This is a genomic window from Paenibacillus sp. RRE4 (assembly GCF_031844205.1).
GTDB classification, from domain to species: domain Bacteria; phylum Bacillota; class Bacilli; order Paenibacillales; family Paenibacillaceae; genus Paenibacillus; species Paenibacillus xylanexedens_B.
The window spans coordinates 80,228-104,173 of the sequence record NZ_JAUZUT010000010.1; the positions used below are offsets into that span (position 1 = coordinate 80,228).

At 46.0% G+C, this 23,946-nt stretch carries 16 protein-coding genes; all 16 read right to left on the bottom strand.

Going from position 1 to position 23,946, the window contains the following annotated elements:
- Positions 1–52: 52 nt before the first annotated feature.
- On the bottom strand, positions 53–901 hold the full coding sequence (locus tag Q9R46_RS25275; RefSeq protein ID WP_311282218.1) for a sugar phosphate isomerase/epimerase family protein: 849 nt from the start codon (positions 899–901) through the stop codon (positions 53–55).
- Positions 902–941: 40 nt separating this feature from the next.
- Complete coding sequence (gene kduD, locus Q9R46_RS25280; RefSeq protein WP_145334813.1) at positions 942–1,694, bottom strand: 2-dehydro-3-deoxy-D-gluconate 5-dehydrogenase KduD; 753 nt, start codon at positions 1,692–1,694, stop codon at positions 942–944.
- Positions 1,695–1,774: 80 nt separating this feature from the next.
- The gene (locus tag Q9R46_RS25285; protein ID WP_145334811.1) at positions 1,775–2,533 is read right to left on the bottom strand and encodes a DeoR/GlpR family DNA-binding transcription regulator; all 759 of its coding nucleotides are present in this window, start codon (positions 2,531–2,533) and stop codon (positions 1,775–1,777) included.
- Positions 2,534–2,556: 23 nt separating this feature from the next.
- Positions 2,557–3,396, bottom strand: a complete 840-nt coding sequence (gene kduI, locus Q9R46_RS25290; RefSeq protein ID WP_311282219.1) for a 5-dehydro-4-deoxy-D-glucuronate isomerase — start codon at positions 3,394–3,396, stop codon at positions 2,557–2,559.
- A gap of 318 nt (positions 3,397–3,714) precedes the next feature.
- Positions 3,715–9,036 carry a fibronectin type III domain-containing protein gene (locus Q9R46_RS25295; protein WP_311282220.1) on the bottom strand — a complete coding sequence of 1,774 codons (5,322 nt, stop codon included), beginning with the start codon at positions 9,034–9,036 and terminating at the stop codon, positions 3,715–3,717.
- A 238-nt stretch (positions 9,037–9,274) separates the two neighbouring features.
- A complete protein-coding gene (gene cyoD, locus Q9R46_RS25300) occupies positions 9,275–9,604 on the bottom strand; it encodes a cytochrome o ubiquinol oxidase subunit IV (protein ID WP_090924960.1) in 330 nt (109 codons plus the stop codon).
- Positions 9,605–10,225 carry a cytochrome o ubiquinol oxidase subunit III gene (gene cyoC / locus Q9R46_RS25305; protein ID WP_090924959.1) on the bottom strand — a complete coding sequence of 207 codons (621 nt, stop codon included), beginning with the start codon at positions 10,223–10,225 and terminating at the stop codon, positions 9,605–9,607.
- Complete coding sequence (locus Q9R46_RS25310) at positions 10,226–12,196, bottom strand: cbb3-type cytochrome c oxidase subunit I (protein WP_090924958.1); 1,971 nt, start codon at positions 12,194–12,196, stop codon at positions 10,226–10,228.
- A gap of 21 nt (positions 12,197–12,217) precedes the next feature.
- Entirely contained in the window at positions 12,218–13,189 is a 972-nt protein-coding gene (gene cyoA, locus Q9R46_RS25315; protein ID WP_154891743.1) for a ubiquinol oxidase subunit II, read from the bottom strand.
- A 322-nt stretch (positions 13,190–13,511) separates the two neighbouring features.
- Entirely contained in the window at positions 13,512–13,775 is a 264-nt protein-coding gene (locus Q9R46_RS25320; RefSeq protein WP_090924956.1) for a hypothetical protein, read from the bottom strand.
- Positions 13,776–14,405: 630 nt separating this feature from the next.
- Positions 14,406–15,752, bottom strand: a complete 1,347-nt coding sequence (locus Q9R46_RS25325) for a GH1 family beta-glucosidase (RefSeq protein ID WP_311282221.1) — start codon at positions 15,750–15,752, stop codon at positions 14,406–14,408.
- Between the two features lie 403 nt (positions 15,753–16,155).
- Positions 16,156–17,841, bottom strand: coding sequence for an ABC transporter substrate-binding protein (locus Q9R46_RS25330; RefSeq protein WP_311282237.1), 1,686 nt, complete (start codon positions 17,839–17,841; stop codon positions 16,156–16,158).
- Positions 17,842–18,005: 164 nt separating this feature from the next.
- Positions 18,006–19,706, bottom strand: a complete 1,701-nt coding sequence (locus tag Q9R46_RS25335) for an ABC transporter substrate-binding protein (RefSeq protein ID WP_311282222.1) — start codon at positions 19,704–19,706, stop codon at positions 18,006–18,008.
- A 398-nt stretch (positions 19,707–20,104) separates the two neighbouring features.
- Positions 20,105–21,784: an ABC transporter substrate-binding protein gene (locus Q9R46_RS25340; protein WP_311282223.1), complete on the bottom strand. Its 1,680-nt coding sequence runs from the start codon at positions 21,782–21,784 to the stop codon at positions 20,105–20,107.
- A gap of 222 nt (positions 21,785–22,006) precedes the next feature.
- Complete coding sequence (locus Q9R46_RS25345) at positions 22,007–22,909, bottom strand: carbohydrate ABC transporter permease (protein ID WP_145334797.1); 903 nt, start codon at positions 22,907–22,909, stop codon at positions 22,007–22,009.
- 15 nt (positions 22,910–22,924) lie between these two features.
- On the bottom strand, positions 22,925–23,908 hold the full coding sequence (locus Q9R46_RS25350; RefSeq protein WP_145334795.1) for an ABC transporter permease: 984 nt from the start codon (positions 23,906–23,908) through the stop codon (positions 22,925–22,927).
- Between the last annotated feature and the right edge of the window lie 38 nt (positions 23,909–23,946).

A 23,946-nucleotide genomic window follows, 5' to 3' on the forward strand; every position in this document is an offset into this window, starting at 1 on the left:
TTTGCCTCAGCAAAGGTTTTTCAGTTCATTCATCGTTAGAACTTCTTCTACCTCATCTTACCTTCACAGCGTCCCATACCGCTCGCAGATGCTTGGCAGCAGGCACAGCTTCTTCTGCATTCACACCTTCCAGCGAGATATCAATGTGTGGTTTATACGTCTTGAGCAATTCGAAGAACAACGGATAATCCAGAATGCCCGCACCAGGAACAGGGTTATACTTCTCACCCTGTGCATTGAATGCTACATCTTTTGCATGAATCACGATGATTTTCTCATACAGCTTCTCCATGACTTCACGCAGAAAAGCTCCTTGATCTGCTGTATTTTGTTGTTTAATCAGATTGCACGGATCAAACAACATGCCCAGATTGGATGACGGAATCTCTTCAAACAACCGGGTCATATGCTCATGGGTATGAAGCGTATGGGTGGCCACGGGTTCAATGGCAGCATGTACGCCCCATTTTTCAGCTTCCTCCGTGATTTCCTCCAGCGTATCTTTCAGAACACTCCATGACTTTTCATCATATGTGTCTGGATGAGAATCCTTATAAGTCGTTCGTTCTCCTGTTTCTGTTGCCACCATACTGCACCCAAAATCCCGGGCATAACGCAGATGTTCCTTGAACCGGTTAATGTCTGCGCGGCGGCTTACAGGATCAGGATCAATCGGATTGATATAACAGCCTAGAACGGCAATTTTCACCCCGCGGCTGGAAAATTGTTCCCCTACCTCATTAGCGAATCCAGGACTCAATTTGCCGTTCGCTGAATCCATGTCCGACAATGCTTTGGCAAGAGCCAGTTGCACGGAGTTGAATCCGTTGTCCGCAATGATTTGCGCCAGCTCAGCTGTAGGCCGTTTACCAAACGTATGGGCCAGAACACCAAGTTTCATCTCATTGCCTCCTTTTGCAAAACGGATCTCAGATGACGGATTAACGCGCCATCCATCCGCCATCCACATTAAGTACGTGACCATTCAAATAATCCGATGCGGCAGAAGCCAGGAATACCACTGGACCTTTCAAATCCTCTGGTGTTCCCCAGCGACCTGCTGGAATACGCGCCGTAATATCGCGGTAACGGTTCTCGTCCGCACGAATTTGGGTTGTATTATCCGTTTCCATATAACCTGGAGCGATACCATTAATCTGGATGCCTTTGCCAGCCCATTCGTTGGCCAGAGCTTTAGTCAATCCGGCAACGCCGTGTTTACTAGCCGTATATCCTGGAACATTAATGCCACCCTGGTAGGAAAGCATCGATGCAATGTTAATGATTTTGCCGCTTCCACGTTCAATCATATGTCTACCCGCCAGCTGGCTCAGGAAAAATACACTGTTCAGGTTCAACGCGATGACATCATGCCAATCCTGATGTGCGTGATCCGCTGCCGGAGTACGGCGAATAATGCCGGCATTGTTGACGAGAATATCAATTCTGCCTTGGAAAGAAAGTGCTTTTTCAAACACAGCTGACAGTTCTTCTTCCTTGCTCAGATCAGCTTCAATGATATACGCTTTACGTCCCAGTGCTTCAATTGCACTTGCCGTCTCTGCCGGTTTGGAGTAAGACACCAGCACCACATCTGCCCCCGCTTCAGCGAGGCCAACTGCCATCCCTTGCCCGAGCCCTCCTGAAGTACCTGTCACCATTGCAACTTGTCCGCTTAAATCAAATGGGTTCATGAACATTTCCTCCATATGTCTTTGATATGCAAATTACAACTGTATCGTTCGTTATTTCATCCCGTTAAAAATACATGAAGTTAACTTGTGTAATCCACGTTGACACCACTCTGCCTGTATAAAGCCGCTGTCTCTTCGTCCAGATTCCGGTCGCTGATAATATAATCCAGTTCAGAGCACTGTGCGAAGGTACGGAGTGCGAATTGCCCGAATTTGTAATGATCCACCACGCCAAATACCTGTTGCGCGGCCGCAATCATTGCTTTCTTCAGAGGAACCAGATCGCCTGTATAGATTGACAAGCCAAATTCAGGATGAAGTGCCGTTGTTGAAATGAAGGCTTTGTGAATGTTCAGACCGGAAATAAATGCCGCCGTATCTTCACCCACCAGCATATTACGCACACGCGCTCCACCAGGAACGACCAGTCGCACCTGCTCCTTTTTCGTCAGCTCTGCGATGATGTATAAATCACTAGTGATCACCGTTAGCGGCTGGTTGTCGAGCCGCTTGGCCATCTCTAGCGTGGTGCTGCCACCGTCCAGTGCTACAATATCCCCGGGCTTAATGTACGCGAGGGCTCGTTCGGCAATCTCGGTTTTCTCGGACTGGTGTTTCTCCAGTGCCCCGCGGCTGTTCAGAATCCCGTATTGGTCATTCTGAGCCAGCATCGCTCCGCCGTGTACACGCACAAGCAATCCCATACTCTCCAGCTTATCGAGATCCTCTCGCACCGTTTTGCCAGTCACCTGCAACAGTTCGCTCAGGTCACTAACCGTGACCTCCTGACGCTCCAGCAGAGCCTCCATGATCTTTTCATGTCGTTTCAATGGATTCATCTAATCAACTTCCTATTTCTTTCTTATTTCAGATCCTTCATCGCTACGCCGTCCATGTCTTCGAACGTTTGGTTTTCTCCAGCCATTGCCCAGCAGAAAGTGTAGTTGCTTGTGCCCACACCGCTGTGAATAGACCAGCTTGGAGAGATGATCGCCTGACGATCACGTACAACGAGGTGACGCGTTTCCGTCGGCTCACCCATCATATGGAATACTACGCCATCTTCGGGCAGGTTCCAGTACAGGTACACTTCGGAGCGGCGGTTATGCGTATGTGCCGGCATCGTGTTCCACATGTTACCTTTGTTCAGTTCAGTGATCCCCATCACCAGCTGACAGCTCTTGATTCCGCCTTCACCTTGGTGAATGTAACGGTAGATGGTACGTTCGTTGGAGGTTTCGATGCTGCCGAGGTGGTTCGGCTGTGCTTGCTCTTGAGTTGCTTTTACCGTTGGATAGGTATGGTGAGCCGGTGTAGAAACAAAGTAGAACTGAGCTGCCTGCTCTGTGCCATTGCTCTTGAATACCACTTCCTTTACCCCTTTACCGATGTAGAGGCATTCTTTGGCTCCAATTTCGTACACTTCTCCGTCCGCTGTTACTGTACCTTGTCCACCCACGTTGATGATACCGATTTCACGACGCTCCAGAAAAAAGTCCGTTCCGATATCTTTCAAGTTGACTTCAAGGGTAATGTCCTTGCTCTGTGTAACCGCAGTTCCGACAATGTAACGATCCACATGAGAGTACACAGTCACCAGTTCGTCTTTGGCAAACAATTGCTCCATAAGGAATTCCTCACGCAAACGAGCTGTATCATACGCTTTTACTTCATTCGGGTGTGCTGCATAACGGTTTTCCATTTGTTATCCATTCCTTTCGTCTTGTGAATTAAGTTTAGAGTTGAGCTCATTGATGCTTTGTGGCATTCAATAAGTTCACTATTGTTTATTAAAGTTCATATAAGTTCATTTTAGTTCATTTCCTATCATTTGTGTACCCTTATTTTATGATTCATGCAAATCATTGAATTTTGTTGGCTATTTCTAGTAAAACTTGTGACTCCAGTTAACCATACAACTCACCACGAAAAAAAGATGATTTCTGCAAAATGCAGAAATCACCCTTTTTTAGTCAACTCTCTTTTTTAAGATCGCTTGATAAATTGAACTGTATTTACATTAGATCAATTCGGACTTTTGAAGAAGCTTCTGGATAATCGTGGCTACCTCAGCTCTTGTAATATAAGCCTTAGGTACAAGTGCTGTGGCACTTCTGCCGGATATGATGCCTGCTTGTACACTTTCCATAACGCTACTTTGTGCCCACTGAGAGACACTAGCCGCATCTTGGAATGAATGAAGTATTCCATCTGTCGAGTGTACAGGTTGCTTTTCCTTCAATCTGGTCAGAGTCATTGCCTTGGAAAGGATCACCATTGCCTGTTCTCGTGTAATCTTATCCATCGGTCGGAAGGTACCATCTGGATAGCCATCAAGCAATTCGTATGCATAAGCCGTACTAATTACACTGCTGTACCAATCGGAAGACTTAACGTCTGAGAAAAGCCTAGTCTCGTTCTCAAGTTTAAGCCCCAGTCCTCGAACAATGCTGGCCGCGAATTCGGCGCGTGTAATATCTTGGTCGGGATTGAACTGTTCATTGCCGGTACCGTTGACAATCATTCGGGAACCCATATCGTTCACAGCTTTTTTAGCCCAGTGCTTCGCAACATCACTGAATTCTAACGGGTGCCAGACAACCGTATAAGTACTGTTTGTTAAACTGTTGATCCGAGCGTAATACATTCCCTCCTTGAAAATCACTTTGGTTGGTACATGTCTTACTGATCCATCCGGCTCTACCACCAAACCTGTTGTAATCTTATTCGGATCCATACCGTTCGGAAGAGCAACGCTTCTTTCAACATATGCGTTAAATTTTGATACGTCAATGGTCGTGCTTCCATATGTTGCGCTAATCTTGAAATCCGTCGGTGGGGCAACGAGCGTGAGCTCATTCTTCCCTGCCGCTTGGTCTACCACTTGCATCATATCCGTTATTGGAGCGGCGATTTCAATGCGAACTTTGATGTCTTTCAGGTTCAACTCTTTACCCAATTGGGCGGATAGGGCATTAATATTTATTTGTTGAGCTGGCAACGTATATGTTGCTCGGGCTGTTCTAATCTCCAATGTTGCACTATAGCTTTCCAGATTTTTAATCATCTGACCGTTCAATTCACCAATCACAATATCCGATTTCGTATTAACCGGTAAAGTCACTACGGCTCCAGAGCCTTCCGATGCAAGCTTGTTGTCCAGCTTGTTCTGGTCGACGGATATCGTGGTTACGCTTTGATTGTTGCGTTGCGATGTCGTGGCTGTACCCGCACTCTCCACTTTCCCGTTAACAAGAATGTCTACTCCAGTAGTGCCGCTTGAAGGAGCGCTGCTACCAGAACTGCTATTTACCGGACTAGTCGGCGAACTTGGTACGTTAGGTACGTTAGGCACGTTTGGCACGTTTGGCACGTTCGGTGTGGTATTCGTCGATACGTTTGAGACCACATTCGATGTACCGGCATTCGTACCGCCAGTAACCACGAGACGGAAGTCGTAGGACGTGGCTGGATTCAATCCCGTTACGGTTGCATTTGTGGCATTAGTCGCTAGGGCTCCGCTTGTAGACGATGTTGTCCACGTGTTCGCACCTGCTGGCGATTGCTCGATCACCAGCCCTGTTGCTCCGCTGGCTGCTGTCCAGCTAAAGCTTGCCGTTGTACTCGTCTTCGCCGAATTGGCAAAGTCGGTGAGCGGCACGCTCGGTGCATTATCTGTCGTGATGTTCGAGACCACGTTCGATGTGCCCGCATTCGTACCGCCAGTAACCACGAGTCGGAAATCATACGACGTGGCCGGGTTTAATCCTGTTACGGTTGCACTTGTGGCATTGGACGCAAGGGTACCGCTTGTCGATGCCGTTGTCCACGTGTTCGCACCCGCTGGCGATTGCTCGATCACGATTCCGGTTGCTCCGCTGGCTGCTGTCCAGCTAAAGCTTGCGGTTGTACTCGTCTTCGACGTATTCGCAAAATCGGTGAGCGGCACGCTCGGTGCATTGTCCGTCATGATGTTTGAAACGACATTCGATGTGCCCGCATTCGTACCGCCAGTGACCACGAGGCGGAAATCATATGACGTGGCCGGGTTTAATCCTGTCACTGTGCCACTTGTGGCATTGGTCGCAAGGGCTCCGCCTATAGACGCTGTAGTCCACGTATTCGTGCCCGCTGGCGATTGTTCGATCACCAGCCCTGTTGCTCCGCTTGCTACTGTCCAGCTAAAGCTTGCGCTTGTACTCGTCTTCGCCGTATTCGCAAAGTCGGTCAGCGGCACGCTTGGTGCATTATCTGTCGTGATGTTCGAGACCACGTTCGATATACCAGCGTTCGTACCGCCAGTGACCACGAGTCGGAAATCATATGACGTGGCCGGGTTTAATCCTGTCACTGTGCCACTTGTGGCATTGGCCGCAAGGGCTCCGCTTGTGGACGATGTTGTCCACGTATTCGTGCCCGCTGGCGATTGCTCGATCACGATTCCGGTTGCTCCGCTGGCTGCTGTCCAGCTAAAGCTTGCGCTTGTACTCGTCTTCGCCGTATTCGCAAAGTCGGTCAGCGGCACGCTTGGTGCATTATCTGTCGTGATGTTCGAGACCACGTTCGATGTGCCAGCGTTCGTACCGCCAGTAACCACGAGTCGGAAATCATATGACGTGGCCGGGTTTAATCCTGTCACTGTGCCACTTGTGGCATTGGCCGCAAGGGCTCCGCTTGTGGACGATGTTGTCCACGTATTCGTGCCCGCTGGCGATTGCTCGATCACGATTCCGGTTGCTCCGCTGGCTGCTGTCCAGCTAAAGCTTGCGCTTGTACTCGTCTTCGCCGTATTCTCAAAGTCGGTGAGCGGCACGCTTGGTGCATTATCCGTCGTGATGTTCGAGACCACGTTCGATGTGCCAGCGTTCGTACCGCCAGTAACCACGAGTCGGAAGTCATACGACGTGGCCGGGTTCAATCCTGTTACGGTTGCACTTGTGGCATTGGCCGCAAGGGCTCCGCCTGTAAACGCTGTAGTCCACGTATTCGTGCCCGCTGGCGATTGCTCGATCACGATTCCGGTTGCTCCGCTGGCTGCTGTCCAGCTAAAGCTTGCGGTTGTACTCGTCTTCGCCGTATTCGCAAAGTCGGTCAGCGGCACGCTCGGTGCATTATCCGTCGTGATGTTCGAGACCACGTTCGATATACCAGCGTTCGTACCGCCAGTGACCACGAGTCGGAAGTCATATGACGTGGCCGGGTTTAATCCTGTCACCGTGCCACTTGTGGCATTGGCCGCAAGGGCTGCGCTTGTAGACGATGTTGTCCACGTGTTCAATCCCGCTGGCGACTGTTCAATCACAATTCCGGTTGCTCCGCTGGCTGCTGTCCAGCTAAAGCTTCCAGTCGTACTCGTCTTCGCCGTATTGGCAAAGTCGGTGAGCGGCACGCTTGGTGGGGTATCCGTCGTTATGTTTGAAACGACATTCGATGTGCCCGCATTCGTACCGCCAGTAACCACGAGTCGGAAGTCATACGACGTGGCCGGGTTCAATCCTGTCACCGTGCCACTTGTGGCATTAGCCGCAAGGGCTGCGCTTGTGGACGATGTTGTCCACGTGTTCGTGCCCGCAGGAGATTGTTCGATCACGATCCCGGTTGCTCCGCTAGCAGTTGTCCAGCTAAAGCTTGCGCTTGTACTCGTCTTCGACGTATTCGCAAAGTTAGAAATTGGTGCCATCCTGTTGATACTGATCTTGTAGTACAAGGTTGTATTGTCTGCCGCAACGACTTTGATGTATACATCTGTTACTGAACCCGATGTAAGGTTTACAGTCCCGACCTCAGGCGTCACGAAAGTACTGTCTGTTCCGTAGAAAGTCACCGTTGCACCTGCGTCCTGCTTGACGATATCCCCGGCCGATACAGATGATACTCCATTGCTTACCTCGATGGTTGCAGTCTTCGGAGCTGACGTCGTACCCGCTTCCGAACCTGTCGTTAGGGTCTGCCCCAATACACTGCTCAAACTTGCATCGTCGCTTAAGCTGGAAGAAGCAAAAAAGTCGGTTTGTTTTCCATAAACATAACTTGCCTTATTTGTGTCCTTTTCAAAGTACTGCAACATCAGATTCCCGGTTGACGGAACAAAAGGATGCAACCAGTCCAAATTCTTGCCTATCATATTGTTTAATTCGGGAATATCATTCTTCCCTTTCATCCAAGTATTACTTCCAGCGAATTTTCCATAATAATAATAAGAGGTAGCCGCATAATTTGATGGATCAATGGAAGCTGCAAGGACAAGCATATTATCATTCGCATCGATAACCAAGCGGCTCACCGCTTGAGGAGAATCGTTTGAAGTTGCGACGTAGTCGACATTATCAATTACTGTTGTTTCCCATGAACCCCCGTTTCCGGTATTAGATACAATTTTAAAACCTTCATACCCATAGAGAACATGAATGTGATCCGATGAATCTATTGCGGATCCGTAATAAGAATAATAGTTATTGTCTCCAGTTAGTACTTTAGTGGAAGTAGCAAAGGGGACGCTGGATACATAGATATCCGGACCAATCCCCGTCTCAACTGAATATACAACACTTAAATTTCCGTTATTATCGCTCAAAAGGCTATTAATGCTTACGAAGACTCCTGTATTCAATATGGTCTCGGACCAAGTGGTATTTGTATTCGAGCCAGTTTTAATTTTTATGTGATAATTTTTTGGATCTACGTTTGTGTTTTTGACATAGGCAATAGTAGCGTCACCCGATGAATTCACTTGAAGTTGCAGCGAAGTATAATAGTCATGGGCTACATTTACATCTTGTGTAGGAAGACTCTGTGTCTCAATTCCCGTAAATCCACTTGACCATGAGCTACTGTTCGTATTGTATGTACCATAAAATACGCCCTTGGAGTAGGAATACCAATTCCCATAATTTATAGAACCAGTCTTTAAGAAAGCAACGTGTAATGTGCCGTTGGTGTCAACTGCCATCTTTAATTCCCCATAATAGTCATTAAGTTGATCCAGTCCAACCGCTGCGTTGACACTTGTTTCTAGTGAAAAAGAATTGCTCGCTGAAGTCCATTTATAAATTTTAAAATCCTTAATACCCTGGCTTCCACCTTGAATAGTTCCCATTTCAGGATATGCGAGATACAAGTCTCCATTCGCGGCTTGAGTCGTTGCAGAAGGGATACCGTAGAAACCGGGATATGAAATGCTTGTAATCCCTGAAGCAGCCGATACAGGAAAAGAATGCAAACTAACGAAAAGTACAATTGCCATGAATGAAGAGAACACCTTTTTAAGGTAGCTCTTCGCATTTTTTGTTGGATGGGATAAATGTCTTTGCAGCCCGATTTCTTCAGCTGTGGCCTTTTTCATCGCTATTCTCCTTTTTATTGAACCGTAGACTATGCAAAAGTTATTACAAATCTTATTTTGCTCGAGATTACATCACTGATTTTAAAATCCTAAATTTAAAGTTTTGCCCCAGCCCCTCCCACAAATCATCCCTATAAAGTCTATATCGGTTTGTAACCATACCGCCATCAGGCCTAATTGAAAAAAAAAGAACCTTCCTGTCTGAAAATTCAGACAAGAAGGTTCTCCTTAAAGACTATTAATGTGCAACTGCGTTGTTCAGCATGATCCAGATCGAACCAATAACGATGGTCAACATCATCAGCAATCCGAAAATGAGAGCCATCACGTTCCAGCGAGGTTTCTCTGTTTCACGGATATGCATGAAGAAGAAGAGTTGAACGACAAACTGCAGTGCCGCAGTTCCCAAAATAACAATCATCGTTCCTGTTTTACCCATCATGTCGTTCAGCACCACTACCAGAGGAATGATGGTCAGAACGATGGACAGGATGAAGCCGATGACATAAGACTTCAGGGAACCATGTTGTTCATGGCCATGAGAATCATGTGCGTTGTGCTGTGCCATCTACATCACCCCCATCAGATAGACGATGGTCAGGAGGAAGATCCATACAACGTCCAAGAAGTGCCAGTACAAGCTGATTACGTTGATTTTACCGCGAGTAACATCGGTAATACCCCGTTTTTTCAGTTGGAACATCAGGCCGATCATCCAGATCAGACCGAGCGATACGTGAAGTCCGTGAGTACCTACAAGCGTGAAGAACGCGCCGGATGCCGCACTTGTTGTGTAGCTGAATCCTTCGTGAACCATCTCAACAAACTCATAGATCTCCAGGGCAAGGAATCCTGCACCCAGAACGGCTGTAACGATCAGCCAGTTAATCAATTGTTTTACTTTGCCTTGGTTCATCGCCAGAACCGCAAGTCCGCTCGTGAATGAACTTGTAAGCAACAAGAAGGTTTCAGCAATGACACCAGGCATTTTGATCAGTTCAGACAAAATCGGTCCGCCCGCCGTATTGTCACGCAACACAATGAAGGTTGCGAACAATACGGAGAACAGGATAACGTCGGAAATCAGGAAGAACCAGAATCCGAGAATTTTCATTTCCTGTGGATCATGGTGGCCATGGTCATGACCGTGTGCATGATTCTCACCGTGTTTAGCGGCTGCTTGAGCCATCTATACCGACCCCCTTAACGACGCTTCGGTACGCTTGATTTCATCGACCGGAATGTAATAATCCGTATCGTAAGAGAAGGAACGAGCAATCATGCAGATACCCACGCCAGCGAGTCCGAGGATTGCCATCCACAGCCATCCAAAGACGAAGCCGAAACCAGCAACGAACCAGAAGACAGACATAATGAACGGAATCGAGGAATTTTTCGGCATATGAATTGGCTCATATACAGGCTCAGGCGGATGAATGCCTTTCGCACGACGTTCTTTCTCTTCCCACCACTCATCCACATCATCTCCGCGCGGTGTAACAGCGAAGTTGTATTCTGGTGCTGGTGAAGGAATCGACCACTCGAGCGTACGACCATCCCATGGATCGCCAGAAGCTTTGAGTGTTTTGTATTTGCGAATACCGTCTGCAATTTGTGCAACTTGGAACAAGAAACCAACGCCCATCAGGAATGCCCCGATTGTGGATACGAAGTTCAGTTCCCACCAGCCGGTATCCCAGCCGTAAGTGCTCAGACGACGAGTCATACCCATCAGACCGACAGCATACTGCGGCATGAAGCACACATAGAAACCAATATTCCAAGTCCAGAATGCCCATTTGCCCAGTTTCTCTTCCAATTGGAAACCGAACATTTTTGGCCACCAGTAGTACAGACCTGCGAAGTATCCGAAGACAACGCCACCGATCAATACTTGGTGGAAGTGGGCAATCAGGAAGTAACTGTTGTGGAACTGGAAGTCAGCAGGAGCAACGGATAACAGAACGCCCGTCATCCCCCCGACGATAAAGCACGGAATAAAGGCAAGTGTCCACATCATCGGAGTGGCCATGCGTATCCTTCCCTTATACATCGTAAACAGCCAGTTAAATATCTTAACCCCTGTTGGAATGGCAATCAACATCGTCGTAACCGCGAAGAATGCATTCACGTCTGCTCCTGAACCCATCGTGAAGAAGTGATGCGCCCATGTGAAGAAGGACAGGAAGCTGATGATCAACATCGCGAATACCATCGATTTGTACCCGAACAGTTTTTTCTTCGAGAACGTACTTACGATCTCGGAGAACACGCCAAATGCCGGCAAGACGACAATGTATACCTCAGGGTGACCCCACATCCAGATCAAGTTGATATACATCATTGGGTTGCCGCCCAGATCAAGCGTGAAGAAATGCGCCCCGGCAAACCTGTCGAGGAAGAGCAATGCAAGCGTCACGGTCAAGATTGGGAATGCAAACAAGATAATGATACAAGTGGAGAATACCGACCATGTGAACATCGGCAGTTTCATCCATTTCATTCCTGGCGCACGCATTTTAATGATGGTAACCATAAAGTTGATACCGGTTGCCAGGGAACCGATACCCGATATCTGGATACCCCATATATAGAAGTTCTGTCCTACCCCCGGACTGTGTGACAGCTCCGATAGAGGCGGGTAACTCAGCCATCCTGCATCCGGTGAACCACCGATAACGAAGGACAGGTTGAACAGCATTGCGCCCAGGAAGAATAACCAGAAGCTCAGTGCGTTCAGGAACGGGAATGCCACGTCCCTTGCTCCGATCTGCAACGGCACAATGACGTTAAACAAACCGAACATGAATGGCATCGCCATGAACAGGATCATGATCGTACCATGTGTTGTGAAGACCTGATTATAGTGTTCTGGATGTAAGAAATCCATATTAGGCATAGCCAGCTGCAGACGCATCATCAATGCATCCACACCACCACGGAACAACATGATAATGGAAGCAATGATATACATAATACCGATCTTTTTGTGATCGACAGTAGTTAACCAGTTACGCCAGAGCCAGCCCCATTTTTTGAAATAAGTCAGCACCGTTACGATGGTAATCATCGTAATCCCGATCGCCACGTCTGCTCCATAGATCAGCGGGTCGCCGGTAACGAAAAACTCCGATGCAAACTCCTTTAATCTCTCTAACATTGGGGGCCTCCTTTCGAATCTTTAGTTCGTACTTGTATTTAATTTCGGTACAGACAAGGATTTATCTCCAGCAGCAGACTCGTTCGAGCTTGAACCTTCATGCTTGCTGTGAGCACTTTTACCGTCAACAACATATTTAGTTACGATTTTCTGGAACAGTCCTTCAGGGAATGCAGAATAATACGCAACATTGCTTGTTCCTGGCTTAGCCAGCGTGTCATACGTTTCTTGAGTCATTGGCTGGGATTGTTGCTTCACTTCAGCTACCCATTTATCGAATTCTTCATCCGACGTTGCATTGACATCAAAACGCATCTCTCCAAAGTGTTCACCAGTGAAGTTCGCGCCTGAACCCCAGTATTGACCCTCATGGTCAGCTTGCAAATACAAGGTCATTGCCATTCCTGACATCGTGTAAATTTGTCCACCCAATTGCGGAATCCAGAACGAGTTCATGGGTGAATCCGCAGTGAGCTCAAATTTCACAGGCCGGTCTGCAGGAATATTCAGTGTGTTAACTGTTGCAATGCCCTGCTCAGGATAGAGGAACAACCATTTCCAATCCAGTGAAGATACCTGAATCGTAATTGGCTCTTTCTCATGTGCCAGTGGTTTGGAAGGCTCCAAATCATAGGTGTAGCGCACAGTAACGATGGCCAAAAGTCCGATGATGACAATCGGAATTGTCCACCAGATGACTTCCGCCTTTGTACTATGAGCCCAGTTTGGCTTGTACTCGTTTTTGTTTTCTGGTTTGTCGCGGTAACGCCAAACGATTACTGCAGACATAATCAACACAGGGACGATGACAACAGCACACAGAAGAGTTGAAATAATAATCAAATCTTTCTGTGCAGCGCCAATAGGCCCCTTCGGATCCAGAACAACATACTGCCCGCCTGCCAGCATTGGCCAGACAATCAACGCAATTGTAACCAACGTCAGGACTACCGGAATAATAATCCGGATAAGCGACCTAGGTTTCTTGTTCATTTTGATCCCCTCTCCTTAAATATTCGCTAATACTAAAAAATCAGTATACTACTCTCTTCCTACTAAAGATATCAGAAACGAGCGACTTTTTTGTTCATGTTAACAAATTTGTCGATTTTACACCCTAAATGTGTGAATTTTTTCTCACAAATCGCTTGATCGGTTGATATTTGTACATTGTAATCTTTACACTTCAGGTCACAAAATAAAACCCTTTGCAGTCCCGTTGAACAATTGTCAACGAATCCGCAAAGGGCTTTATTGACTGGATTTCCGGGGAATATTCCAGTCTTATTATGGACGATTTTACGCAAGATTATAATTAATCTGCACCTTCATCTTCATGCCGTGTATGAACCAGACCAATCGATTTGGCAATAACGTAGATAAATACGCTACCTACGAGAAAACCAATGCCGACCATTAATCCTAAATTACGATCATTAAAATCATTCAAGTTAATCAGGCACAGTACGACTCCAGTAATGAGTGCAACCCATGCCAGAACTGTCATCGTCAAAACTGCGCGACGCATATTTTTATCTTTACGCTCTAATTGGCTGACCATTGCTGTTTTAGATGCCATAGTAAACACTTCCTTTTCCCTTTTTGTAAGTGCTTTCCTAATACCAATATACCACATCAGTATGAATTTTAGTCAACAAATGTTCAAATTTTCTTCTTATTTTTGACACTTTATTTCTCCGAAACATATTGACAAACACATCATTGACACCACCATACTTCTTATAACCCAAAAACAATCATTTTATAACAGAAATTTAGTTAACCCTTATGACAGTTAAGAAATTTCAATTTTACTTGTGACAACAGAGATGCTTAACGATTATCTGGCTCTGTTCTTTTAGTTAAACGAAGAGGAAGTTAGATTGGGAATGTTAAGATGCTGAGACGGCTCGTTTTTCTAACGATCACCAGAGACGCTATTTAGGGTATTTCACACCTTTTTATTTTCTAACAATCACAGGAGAGCTTATTTGAGTTGTTTGGCGCCAAAATGGGCTTGTTTCTTCTGTTTTTGTTGAAATAAGCTTTGTGGAGATCGTTACAATTTCAGAAGGCACTATTTCGTTCAAATAAGCTCATCTGAGATCGTTAGAATAAGAAAAAGACGGTCTATCGGAGAAGTCCGACAGAACCGCCTATATAATAGTAGAAAAAATAATTTCTGTTAAAGAAGAAATTCGTTTAAAGTTTAGTTCCGGATCTCCAGCCAATTATTTTTAATCACGCTTTGATACCAGTAAAAGCTTTCCTTAGGCGTTCTCACAAGCGAACGAAAATCAACGTGCACCAAACCAAACCTCATCCGGTAACCTTCAGCCCACTCATAGTTATCCATCAGCGACCAAGCCATATAGCCCTTCAGGTTGATGCCATCATTGATAATGCGGTGGATCTGCGCCAAATGTTGCTCATAATAAGAAATGCGACGATCGTCGTTAATTTTGCCGTTTTCCAGATCGTCGTTAATACATGCACCATTCTCGGTAATATACACATCCACGTTCCCATACTTTTGCAAGTAATGCATAAATTCATACAAGCCTCGTGATTCAACCGGCCAGCCGATATCTGTTTTAATCAATCCCATGTTCATTTCTTCCGACTGAAGCACACCCGCTTCGGGATTATGACGGTTAATGCCCATCGTATAATAGTTAATGCCAAGCAAGTCAATCGGCTCTGAGATAATTTCCATATCTCCGTCTTGAATCGGTACAGTTGCTCCTGCTTCAGCAAACCAGTCCACCAGAAACTGAGGATAGGAGCCTTTATAGATTGGATCAAGGAACCAGTCTGTATTCAGCGCGATAGAGCGGTCACACGCTGCCTGATCCTCAGCAGATTTACTATATGGTTCAGCCCAGCATACATTAGGTGCAATACCGATCTGACCGGTAATCCCCATACGGCGGAAGGACTGAACAGCTTTACCATGTGCAACGAGTAGACCGTGAGCCACGTTAATTGCCGTTTGCACATCTTTATTACCTGGCGCATGAATGCCCAGCATGTTGGAGAGGAACGCAATACACCATGGTTCATTGAAGGTCAGCCAGAAGTTGATTTTGCCTGAAAATTCTTTGAAGATCACTTCAGCATATTTGACAAATGCATCCACCGTTCTGCGGTTTCCCCAGCCCCCGTCATCCTCCAGTGTCTGCGGCAAATCCCAATGGTACAATGTGAGGAACGGTTCAATACCAGCATCTAGCAGAGCATCTACAAAACGATGATAGAAATCCAATCCTTCACGATTGATCTCTCCATCCCCATCTGGAATAATGCGCGGCCACGCAATAGAGAAACGATACGTATTAATGCCAAGCTTCTTCATTAGTGCAATATCTTCTTCATAGCGGTGGTAACTGTCACACGCAACATCACCATTATCACCGTTAAACACTTTACCAGGGGTACGTGCGAATGTATCCCAGATGGATACTCCACGCCCTCCCTCTTGTGCAGCCCCCTCAATCTGGTAGGATGCGGTTGCGGTCCCCCACCGGAAATCTTGCGGAAATTGAAAAATCGTCATAGCTAAATCCTCCATTTCAGATGACGTACGGATATCGTGCATCCCACGTCATTCAATAGTAATAGGGTCATGCATGTAAGGCATGATTTCCATTGATTCCATCTCGCTTATCGCTTAAATTATTTCATCTTCCGAAATAGGCAATAGCGAAACTGGTTTCCTAAAACGTTTTCGAAAATTCATAAATAAAAAAATAACAAAGTTGTAAACATGAAAATCTTAGAATTCATCCATTATGTTGGCTGGAAGTGCTTACAATAAGAGGATTATATGCGATTTCAAAAATGACGTCAATGCTTCTCGTTACAGAATTAACAAAAGATATAACTACAGAAAAAAAGCCCTCACAATGAGGGCCGTTTCCTATTACTTCGATTTGAAATTGAAATAAAGATGAACATTATTATTTCACATCTTTACCTGTCCACAGGGATACACGATCTTTGATCCATTCCGTGTATTGTTTTTCCATCTCCACTGCACCGGCTTTGTCGAGTTCAGCCAGGAATGCATCATAGGTTGCATCGAAGTTCGCCGGTGAAGTCAGAACAGCTTCCGGAATACGTTTGCGCACGATATCCTGTGTTTTCTGGAATTTCACACTGTAATCTGTACCGGAAGGTACGGGCATATTGTAAGCCGCCCCCCACTCTTTCAGCTTCAGATCGTCTTCAGCAGGATAGAAATCCTTCCACGTGTTAATGCCATAAGCTTTCAACGTTTCCTTCTCAGCTGCCGTGTATCCGGCCTGAATCTGTTCAGGGAAGTTGGTTGTGAAGTAATTGTCCGTTGCATCCTTCACGCCATCACCGTATCTGGCACTGAAAATGTTATACATGCCGATACCCGTTTCTTTGGTGAATGCGGAGTTATCGTTTACTTTACGATCCTGTATATCCTGCGGAACGACACGTTTGCCATCCTCTACTTTGTAATGTTCATTTTCAATGCCCCAGTTTCTCAGGACTTGACCTTCGTCGGATGCGAGCCAATCCATGAACTTGATGATGCGAACCGGATCTTTGGCAGACGTCGTGATTCCGATGCCGTAACCGTCAAAGCCGGTTGGTTGGAATGTATGGTCTACGATGTCCTTGTTCAGAGACACAGAGAAGTGAGCATACGTGCTGTCATCCTTACCTGCGGATTTGAGCGCATTCTCGGCTTCACCATAGTTCCACTCCTGATCAATCAGACCCAGAACACGGCCGCTGGCGATTTTGGACTTGTACTGGTCATCCTTTTGCACAAATGTATCTTTGTCCAAGAGACCTTCGTTGTACATTTTGTTCAACCAGCGGAAGTATTCTTTCTCCTCTGGACGTTTATAATGAAGCATCGCTTCATACGTCTCAGGATTGATGTAATACTCCCCATCATCCGGTGCACCCGTTGCCTGGAAGGCCGGATTCGTAACGGTAATCATGATTTTCCAGTCATCGGCATTCAGCGTCAGTGGAATCGTTGGCTGACCATCGATGGTAGGATGTTTTTCATAATATGCACGAAGTACATTTTCGTAATCTTCCAGTGTTTTTACTTCAGGGTAACCCAGTTCTTTCAATACCTTTTGCTGGATTTCGAATCCGCCTGTAGCGTCAAAGACAACGTTGTCTACCCCCATGTTGGTCGGGATGGTATAGATCGCTTGATCTTCGGTGCTATATTTCAGACGGTTCATCTGATCACCATAGATTTTTTTCAGGTTAGGAGCATGCTCCTCGATCAGATCGGTGAGGTCGATCATTGCACCTGCATCCACCAATTTTGACAAGTTTCCTTTTGGGAAAATCATGTCTGGATAGTCACCGCTGGCCGCCATCAGCGCAACCTTCTGGTCACCGCCATTGTTAACATCATACTCAGCCTCAATCGTAACGCCGGTTTGCTTTGTGATTTCTTTACCAACGGCATCCTGCATGTTGTTCCAGGTTGGACTTGGGTCCGCACCAAAGAACGAGATCGTAATTGGGTCGGTACCGCTGGATTCAGTAGTCTCCTTAGTGCCGGAGTTACCGCATCCAGCCGTAACCAACATTGCACTAGCCAACATTAACATTGCAAACGTCTTGGGTGTTTTTCCTGTCATTCTGCCTTTCATTTTGCCTCTCATTTGTCTATCTCCCCTATTTATGAAGGTTTTATCTGTATAACAGGCTTAGTGCCTGTGAATACCACATCTTATTTGAGCGAAGCTTGATCCTGAAAAATATAATTACAATTTCCCTTCAATGCATTGATCATGCTGAACACTTATTTCACATCTTTACCAGTCCACAGGGATACACGATCCTTGATCCATACGGTGTACTGTTTTTCCATCTCTACTGCGCCTGCTTTATCCAGTTCGGCCAGCAACCCGTCATAGAGACTGTCAAACTGATCCGGCTTCGCCAAGATCGCTTCCGGAATGCGTTTGCGGATGATATCCTGTGTTTTTTGGAAAGTAACGTTGTATTCGGTATCGGAAGGCACCGGCATGTTATATGCTGCACCCCAATCCTTCAGTTTCAACTTATCCTCAGATGGGAAGAAATCTTTCCATGTTGTGATGCCATACGCTTTCAACGTTTCTTTCTCCGCTGCTGTATATCCAGCCTGAATCTGTTCAGGGAAGTTCGTTGTGTAGTAGTTATCTGTGGAATCTTTCATACCATCCCCATATCTGGCACTAAAGATGTTATACATTCCGACTCCAGACTCTTTCGTGAACGCGGAGTTATCGTTCGTTTTACGATCCTGTACATCATCTGGTACGATGCGTTTTCCATTCTCGACTTTGTAGTGCTGGTTCTCAACACCCCAGTACCGGAGCACCTGTCCTTCGTCAGAAGCAAGCCAATCCATAAACTTGATGATACGAACAGGATCTTTCGCAGACGTTGTAATACCGATACCGTAACCGTCAAAGCCGGTTGGCTGGAACGTATGATCTACGATGTCTTTGTTCAGGGAAACGGAGAAGTGGGCATATGTGCTCTCGCCATTGTTTTTGGATTTGAGCGCATTCTCAGCTTCGCCATAGTTCCACTCCTGGTCAATCAAACCGAGAACGCGGCCACTGGCGATTTTGGATTTATACTGGTCATCCTTCTGAACAAACGTATCTTTGTCCAAGAGACCCTCGTTGTACATTTTGTTCAACCAGCGGAAGTATTCTTTTTCCTCTGGACGTTTGTAGTGCAGCTTTGCTTCATATGTCTCTGGATCAATATAATATTCACCATCGTCTGGTCCACCCGTTGCTTGAAAAGCCGGGTTTGTAACCGTAATCATAATCTTCCAGTCATCCGCATTCAGCGTGAGCGGAATCGTAGGCTGACCATCAATGGTTGGATGTTTCTCATAGTAAGTTCGTAGTACATTTTCATAATCTTCAAGAGTTTTCACTTCGGGATAACCCAGCTCTTTCAACACTTTCTGCTGAATCTCGAATCCGCCGGTAGCATCGAATGCGACGTTACCTACACCCATATTCGTTGGAATCGTATAAATTTTCTGATCTTCATTGCTATATTTCAGACGATTCATCTGATCACCATAGATTTTTTTCAGGTTAGGTGCATGTTCCTCAATCAGGTCGGTTAGATCAAGCATTGCACCTGCATCCACCAGCTTCGACAGGTTTCCTTTAGGATAGATAATATCAGGGTAATCACCACTAGCAGCCATCAGCGGAATCTTCTGGTCTCCGCCATTATTCACGTCAAACTCAGCTTCCAGCGTGACACCGGTTGCCTTCGTGATCTCTTGCCCAACAGCATCCTTCATGTTATTCCAGTTCGGACTTGCATCGGCTCCGAAGAATGTAAAGGTGATTGGCGTTGTTGTATCCCCCGTATCCACCGGTTTTTCTTCAGCCGATTTCCCTCCGGTAGTTCCGCATCCTGCTGTGATCGCAAGAGCGCTCGCTAACAAAAGCATTGCAAATGTTTTTGGTGTTCTGCCCTTCATGTATAATCCCCCTTTGGATAAAATGAAGCTGTGTATTTGTACAACAGGACACGCCTGCTCATACCATATCCGGGTGAATCAAATTGCATTTCTCAGATCCCATTGACATTAAAAGCGCTTACCTATTTCCTAAAACGATAAGGGATGCAATTCTGACCTAACCAAGCTCTGATAACTTCTTGTTCATACAATTTAGTACTAACTTAAGAGATTATCAAAATTGCACAAGCAATTGTAAGTGCTTTCACAGTTGAATCATAATCGTTAAAAAAATCCTTGTCAATAGCTAATTTAACAAAACTAAAACGGTTTCACTAAAACGTTTTCTGTATAAAACAAACCCGATATTCCGGGTTTTATTCTATTTTTGAAGTAGACAAGTCTGTACTATTCCAACACTAATCAGCGTTCCACAAACGAACGCGATTTTGAATTAAAACCGTATATTGTTTTTCCATTTTTTCTGCTCCCGTCTGGTTTAGTTCAGCGATCAAACCATCATAGATGGCATCAAATTGATCCGGCGAACTTAAAACAGCTTCGGGAATCCGTTTGCGAATGATATCCTGTGTTTTCTGGAAAATGACATTATAATCCGAGTCCCCGGGTGTAGGCATGTTATAAGCCGCTCCCCAAGGTTTAACCGGAAACTCCTCTTCCTTTGGAAACAAATCCTTCCAAGTGGATGCACCATATGCCTGTAGAGTCTCTTTCTCTGCCTGGGTATATGAAGCCTGAATTTGTTCAGGGAAATTCGTCGTATAATAATTATTCGTCGAGTCTTTTACACCATCCCCGTAACGTCCGGACATATTTTTATATAGTCCAATGCCAGACTCTCTCTGGAAAGCAGAAGCATGGTTTGTTTTCTGATCCTGGACTTCTGAAGGAATTACACGTTTGCCATCCTTGATCTCGTAGTGCTGGCCTTGTATGCCCCAGTTCATCAAGATCTGACCTTCTTCGGAAGCCAAATAATCAAAGAACTGGATGGTACGCACCGGATCAGGGTTTGAAGTCGTTATGCCTATTCCCCAGCCCGATACAAATCCCGTGTCTTGAAAAGAATGATCCTTCATGTCTTCGGACAACGTCACCGGAAAATGGGAATAGGTTGCCTCCGCTTTGCCCGCCGATTTCAATGCGTCCTCAGCGTCGGCATATCCCCAATCCTGATCAATGAGACCCAGCACGCGTCCACTCGCAATCTTGGATTTATACTGATCTGATTTTTGTACAAAGCTTTCCTGATCTAACAAACCTTCGTTGTACATATGGTTCAACCAGCGGAAGTACTCCTTCTCCTCTGGGCGCTTATAATGTAACTTCGCTTCATAGGTGACTGGATCAATGTAGTATTCGCCGTCATCCGGCGCGCCTGTCGCCAGAAACGCAGGATTCGTAACGGTGATCATGATTCTCCAATTATCAGCATCCAGCGTTAACGGAATGGTCGGTTGACCATCCGTCATGGGGTGTTTCTCGCTGTAAGCTCGCAATACATTTTCATAATCCTGAAGCGTACGAACCTTGGGATATCCCAGCTCTTTGAGCACACGATGCTGAATACCGAATCCCCCGCCGGCATCAAAATACTTCTGGTCCACCGCATAATACGTCGGCAATACATAAATAGACTGATCCTCGTTGCTGTATTTCAACCGATTCATGGAATTACCATATAGCTTCTTCAGGTTGGGAGCGTGTTGTTCAATCAGGTCTGTCAGGTCGAGCATCGCTCCGGCATCAACCAGCTTGCTGAGTTCCCCTTTCGGGGAAACGATATCTGGATAGTCTCGACTTGCTGCCATCAGGGATATTCTATCCTGTCCCCCGCTAACGGCAAATTCACCGTTTAGGATGATGCCTGTTTTGGCTGTAATGACCTTGCCCACTTCATCCTTCATGCCATTCCAGTTCGGACTCGGATCAACACTGAAAAAATCGAATGTAAGTGGAGATGGCGCTCCGCTTGTATTCGTAAGTGACGTTTTACCGCCAACGCCTCCATCACAGGCTGTGAGCAAAAGTAAAGCCAGAACAGGCGCCAGTGCGACCTTCATTTTGAAACTGGACATAATGGTAATCCTCCCTATTCATACGTCTGTCTTATACGGAACTGTTCTGTTCCTCTCTATAGCTTCATGAACATCCTCTGCCGCAGTAGCTGTAAATCATGCCGTACGGCAGCAGTTCGGATATTCCGAGCTTCTTGTATAAGTACTTTATTATAGGTGTACGATCCATTATTAAACCAGTCTTCACATGAGATTACAGGTCTATGCTACGAGATTACAGGTCTAAGCCTTTACGGCTCCAAGCGTCATCCCGCCAACAAAATACTTTTGCAGGAATGGATATACAATCAGAATTGGTACGGTAACGACGATCGTAATCGCCATTTTGATCGACTCTGGAGAGATTTGCGTCATTTGCTGTGCCATATCATTCGCATTCCGTCCGGCTCCCGAACCTTGTTGTGTACTTTGCAGTACTTTCATCAACTCGTATTGCAACGTCGTCAGATGTGCTTTCGAGCCGTTATACAGATACGTATCAAACCACGCATTCCACTGACCTACTGCCAGGAACAAAGCAATCGTTGCGAGTACCGGCTTACAGAGCGGCAAAATAATGCTGTAATAGATTTTAAAATCATTCGCACCGTCCAGCTTGGCTGATTCTTGCAAGGCATAGGGCAATCCGTCAATGAATGAACGGATGATAAATACGTTCCAGGCACTGATCATGCCAGGCAATACGTATACCCAGAATGTACCGATCAGGTTCAGGTCACGCATCAGGATGTATACCGGAATCAGACCACCCGAGAAATACATCGTCAGCGCCAGCGTTGTAGATACAAACTTCCGAAGACCGAAGTCAGGTCTGCTCAGCGTAAATGCAATCATGGAAGAACTGATCAGCCCAAGCAGTGTACCTACAAGCGTACGCATAATGGAGATTTTCAATCCTTGGAGCAGACCTTCATACTGGAAGATCGTCTGATAGTTCTGTAATGTAAATTCACGAGGCCATAAGTAAATTCCGCCGCGTACCGTATCCGCTGAGTTGTTCAGTGAGATCGCCAGTACGTTAAGGAATGGATAGAGTGTTACAATCAGCACCATGGTCATCGCGAGGATATTGAATATATCGAACACTTTATCGCCCCGTGTGGCATTGAATGTTTTGTTCGCCATAATGTCTCCCCCTCCCTACATGATGCTTTCTTTGGTGAATTTTTTGAACAAACCGTTAGCCGTGAACAGAAGGATGATACTGACAACAGAGTTGAAGATACCTATCGCTGTACCGTACGAGAATCGGCCCATATTCAAACCGTAATTGAGTGCGTAGAGATCAAGGACTTCCGAGTAATCCAGGACCAGACTGTTTTGCAGCAAAAATTGTTTCTCAAAACCGATACTGATCAGATGTCCGATGGACATGATGAACAATACGGAGATCGTCGTCCGGATACCTGGCAGTGTAATATGCCACATCTGTCTAAAACGGTTTGCACCGTCTACACGGGATGCTTCATACAGTTCCTGGTCAATACCGGTGATGGCCGCCAGATAGATGATCGCATTCCAGCCCGTTTCCTTCCACATATCTGAAGCGGTTACAATGTACCAGAACAGATTGCCTTTGGCCATAAACTGAATGGGCTGATCAATAATATTGAGACCGATGAGCAGGTCATTGATAATGCCTCCATCCGTGGACAGCATCTTGGTAATAATCCCCGCGACAACGACCCAGGATACAAAGTGAGGCAAGTACGATACGGTCTGTACAGCCCGTTTGAAGAACATGCCTTTCATTTCGTTCAGGAGGATTGCGAAGAAAATCGGCACGATAAAACCGACAACCAGTCCCATCAAACTCATCGCAAGTGTATTTCGAAGCACCAGATAGAACCGGTCATCACTGAACAATTCTACAAAGTGTTTAAAACCAACCCAGTCCTGTTCACCGAACGACCTAGCCGGTTTATAGTTTTGAAAAGCCATCGTCCATCCCCACAGCGGAAGATAGTTGAATACAAAAACCCAAGCAACGAATGGCAATGACATAAGATAAAGATACTTCTGCTGTTTCATTCTGTCCCAAACTCCGTTACGCCTTGGCTTCAATGGCGGCTGGGAGTCACTGCCTCTTTTCGCGGAAGCGGATTTTTTTGTTAGCGTTTCCATCTCCGTTCCCCCTCCTCTGTTTTTATAAAATAATCATA

Bases quoted from the DNA above. Each gene is read 5' to 3' on its own strand.
- Q9R46_RS25285 (WP_145334811.1), bottom strand. From the start codon at position 2,533: ATGAATCCATTGAAACGACATGAAAAGATCATGGAGGCTCTGCTGGAG.
- Q9R46_RS25330 (WP_311282237.1), bottom strand. From the start codon at position 17,841: ATGACAGGAAAAACACCCAAGACGTTTGCAATGTTAATGTTGGCTAGT.
- Q9R46_RS25275 (WP_311282218.1), bottom strand. From the start codon at position 901: ATGAAACTTGGTGTTCTGGCCCATACGTTTGGTAAACGGCCTACAGCT.
- Q9R46_RS25335 (WP_311282222.1), bottom strand. From the start codon at position 19,706: ATGAAGGGCAGAACACCAAAAACATTTGCAATGCTTTTGTTAGCGAGC.
- kduI (WP_311282219.1), bottom strand. From the start codon at position 3,396: ATGGAAAACCGTTATGCAGCACACCCGAATGAAGTAAAAGCGTATGAT.
- Q9R46_RS25295 (WP_311282220.1), bottom strand. From the start codon at position 9,036: ATGAAAAAGGCCACAGCTGAAGAAATCGGGCTGCAAAGACATTTATCC.
- Q9R46_RS25310 (WP_090924958.1), bottom strand. From the start codon at position 12,196: ATGTTAGAGAGATTAAAGGAGTTTGCATCGGAGTTTTTCGTTACCGGC.
- cyoC (WP_090924959.1), bottom strand. From the start codon at position 10,225: ATGGCTCAAGCAGCCGCTAAACACGGTGAGAATCATGCACACGGTCAT.
- cyoA (WP_154891743.1), bottom strand. From the start codon at position 13,189: ATGAACAAGAAACCTAGGTCGCTTATCCGGATTATTATTCCGGTAGTC.
- Q9R46_RS25325 (WP_311282221.1), bottom strand. From the start codon at position 15,752: ATGACGATTTTTCAATTTCCGCAAGATTTCCGGTGGGGGACCGCAACC.
- cyoD (WP_090924960.1), bottom strand. From the start codon at position 9,604: ATGGCACAGCACAACGCACATGATTCTCATGGCCATGAACAACATGGT.
- Q9R46_RS25350 (WP_145334795.1), bottom strand. From the start codon at position 23,908: ATGGAAACGCTAACAAAAAAATCCGCTTCCGCGAAAAGAGGCAGTGAC.
- Q9R46_RS25345 (WP_145334797.1), bottom strand. From the start codon at position 22,909: ATGGCGAACAAAACATTCAATGCCACACGGGGCGATAAAGTGTTCGAT.
- Q9R46_RS25320 (WP_090924956.1), bottom strand. From the start codon at position 13,775: ATGGCATCTAAAACAGCAATGGTCAGCCAATTAGAGCGTAAAGATAAA.
- Q9R46_RS25340 (WP_311282223.1), bottom strand. From the start codon at position 21,784: ATGTCCAGTTTCAAAATGAAGGTCGCACTGGCGCCTGTTCTGGCTTTA.
- kduD (WP_145334813.1), bottom strand. From the start codon at position 1,694: ATGAACCCATTTGATTTAAGCGGACAAGTTGCAATGGTGACAGGTACT.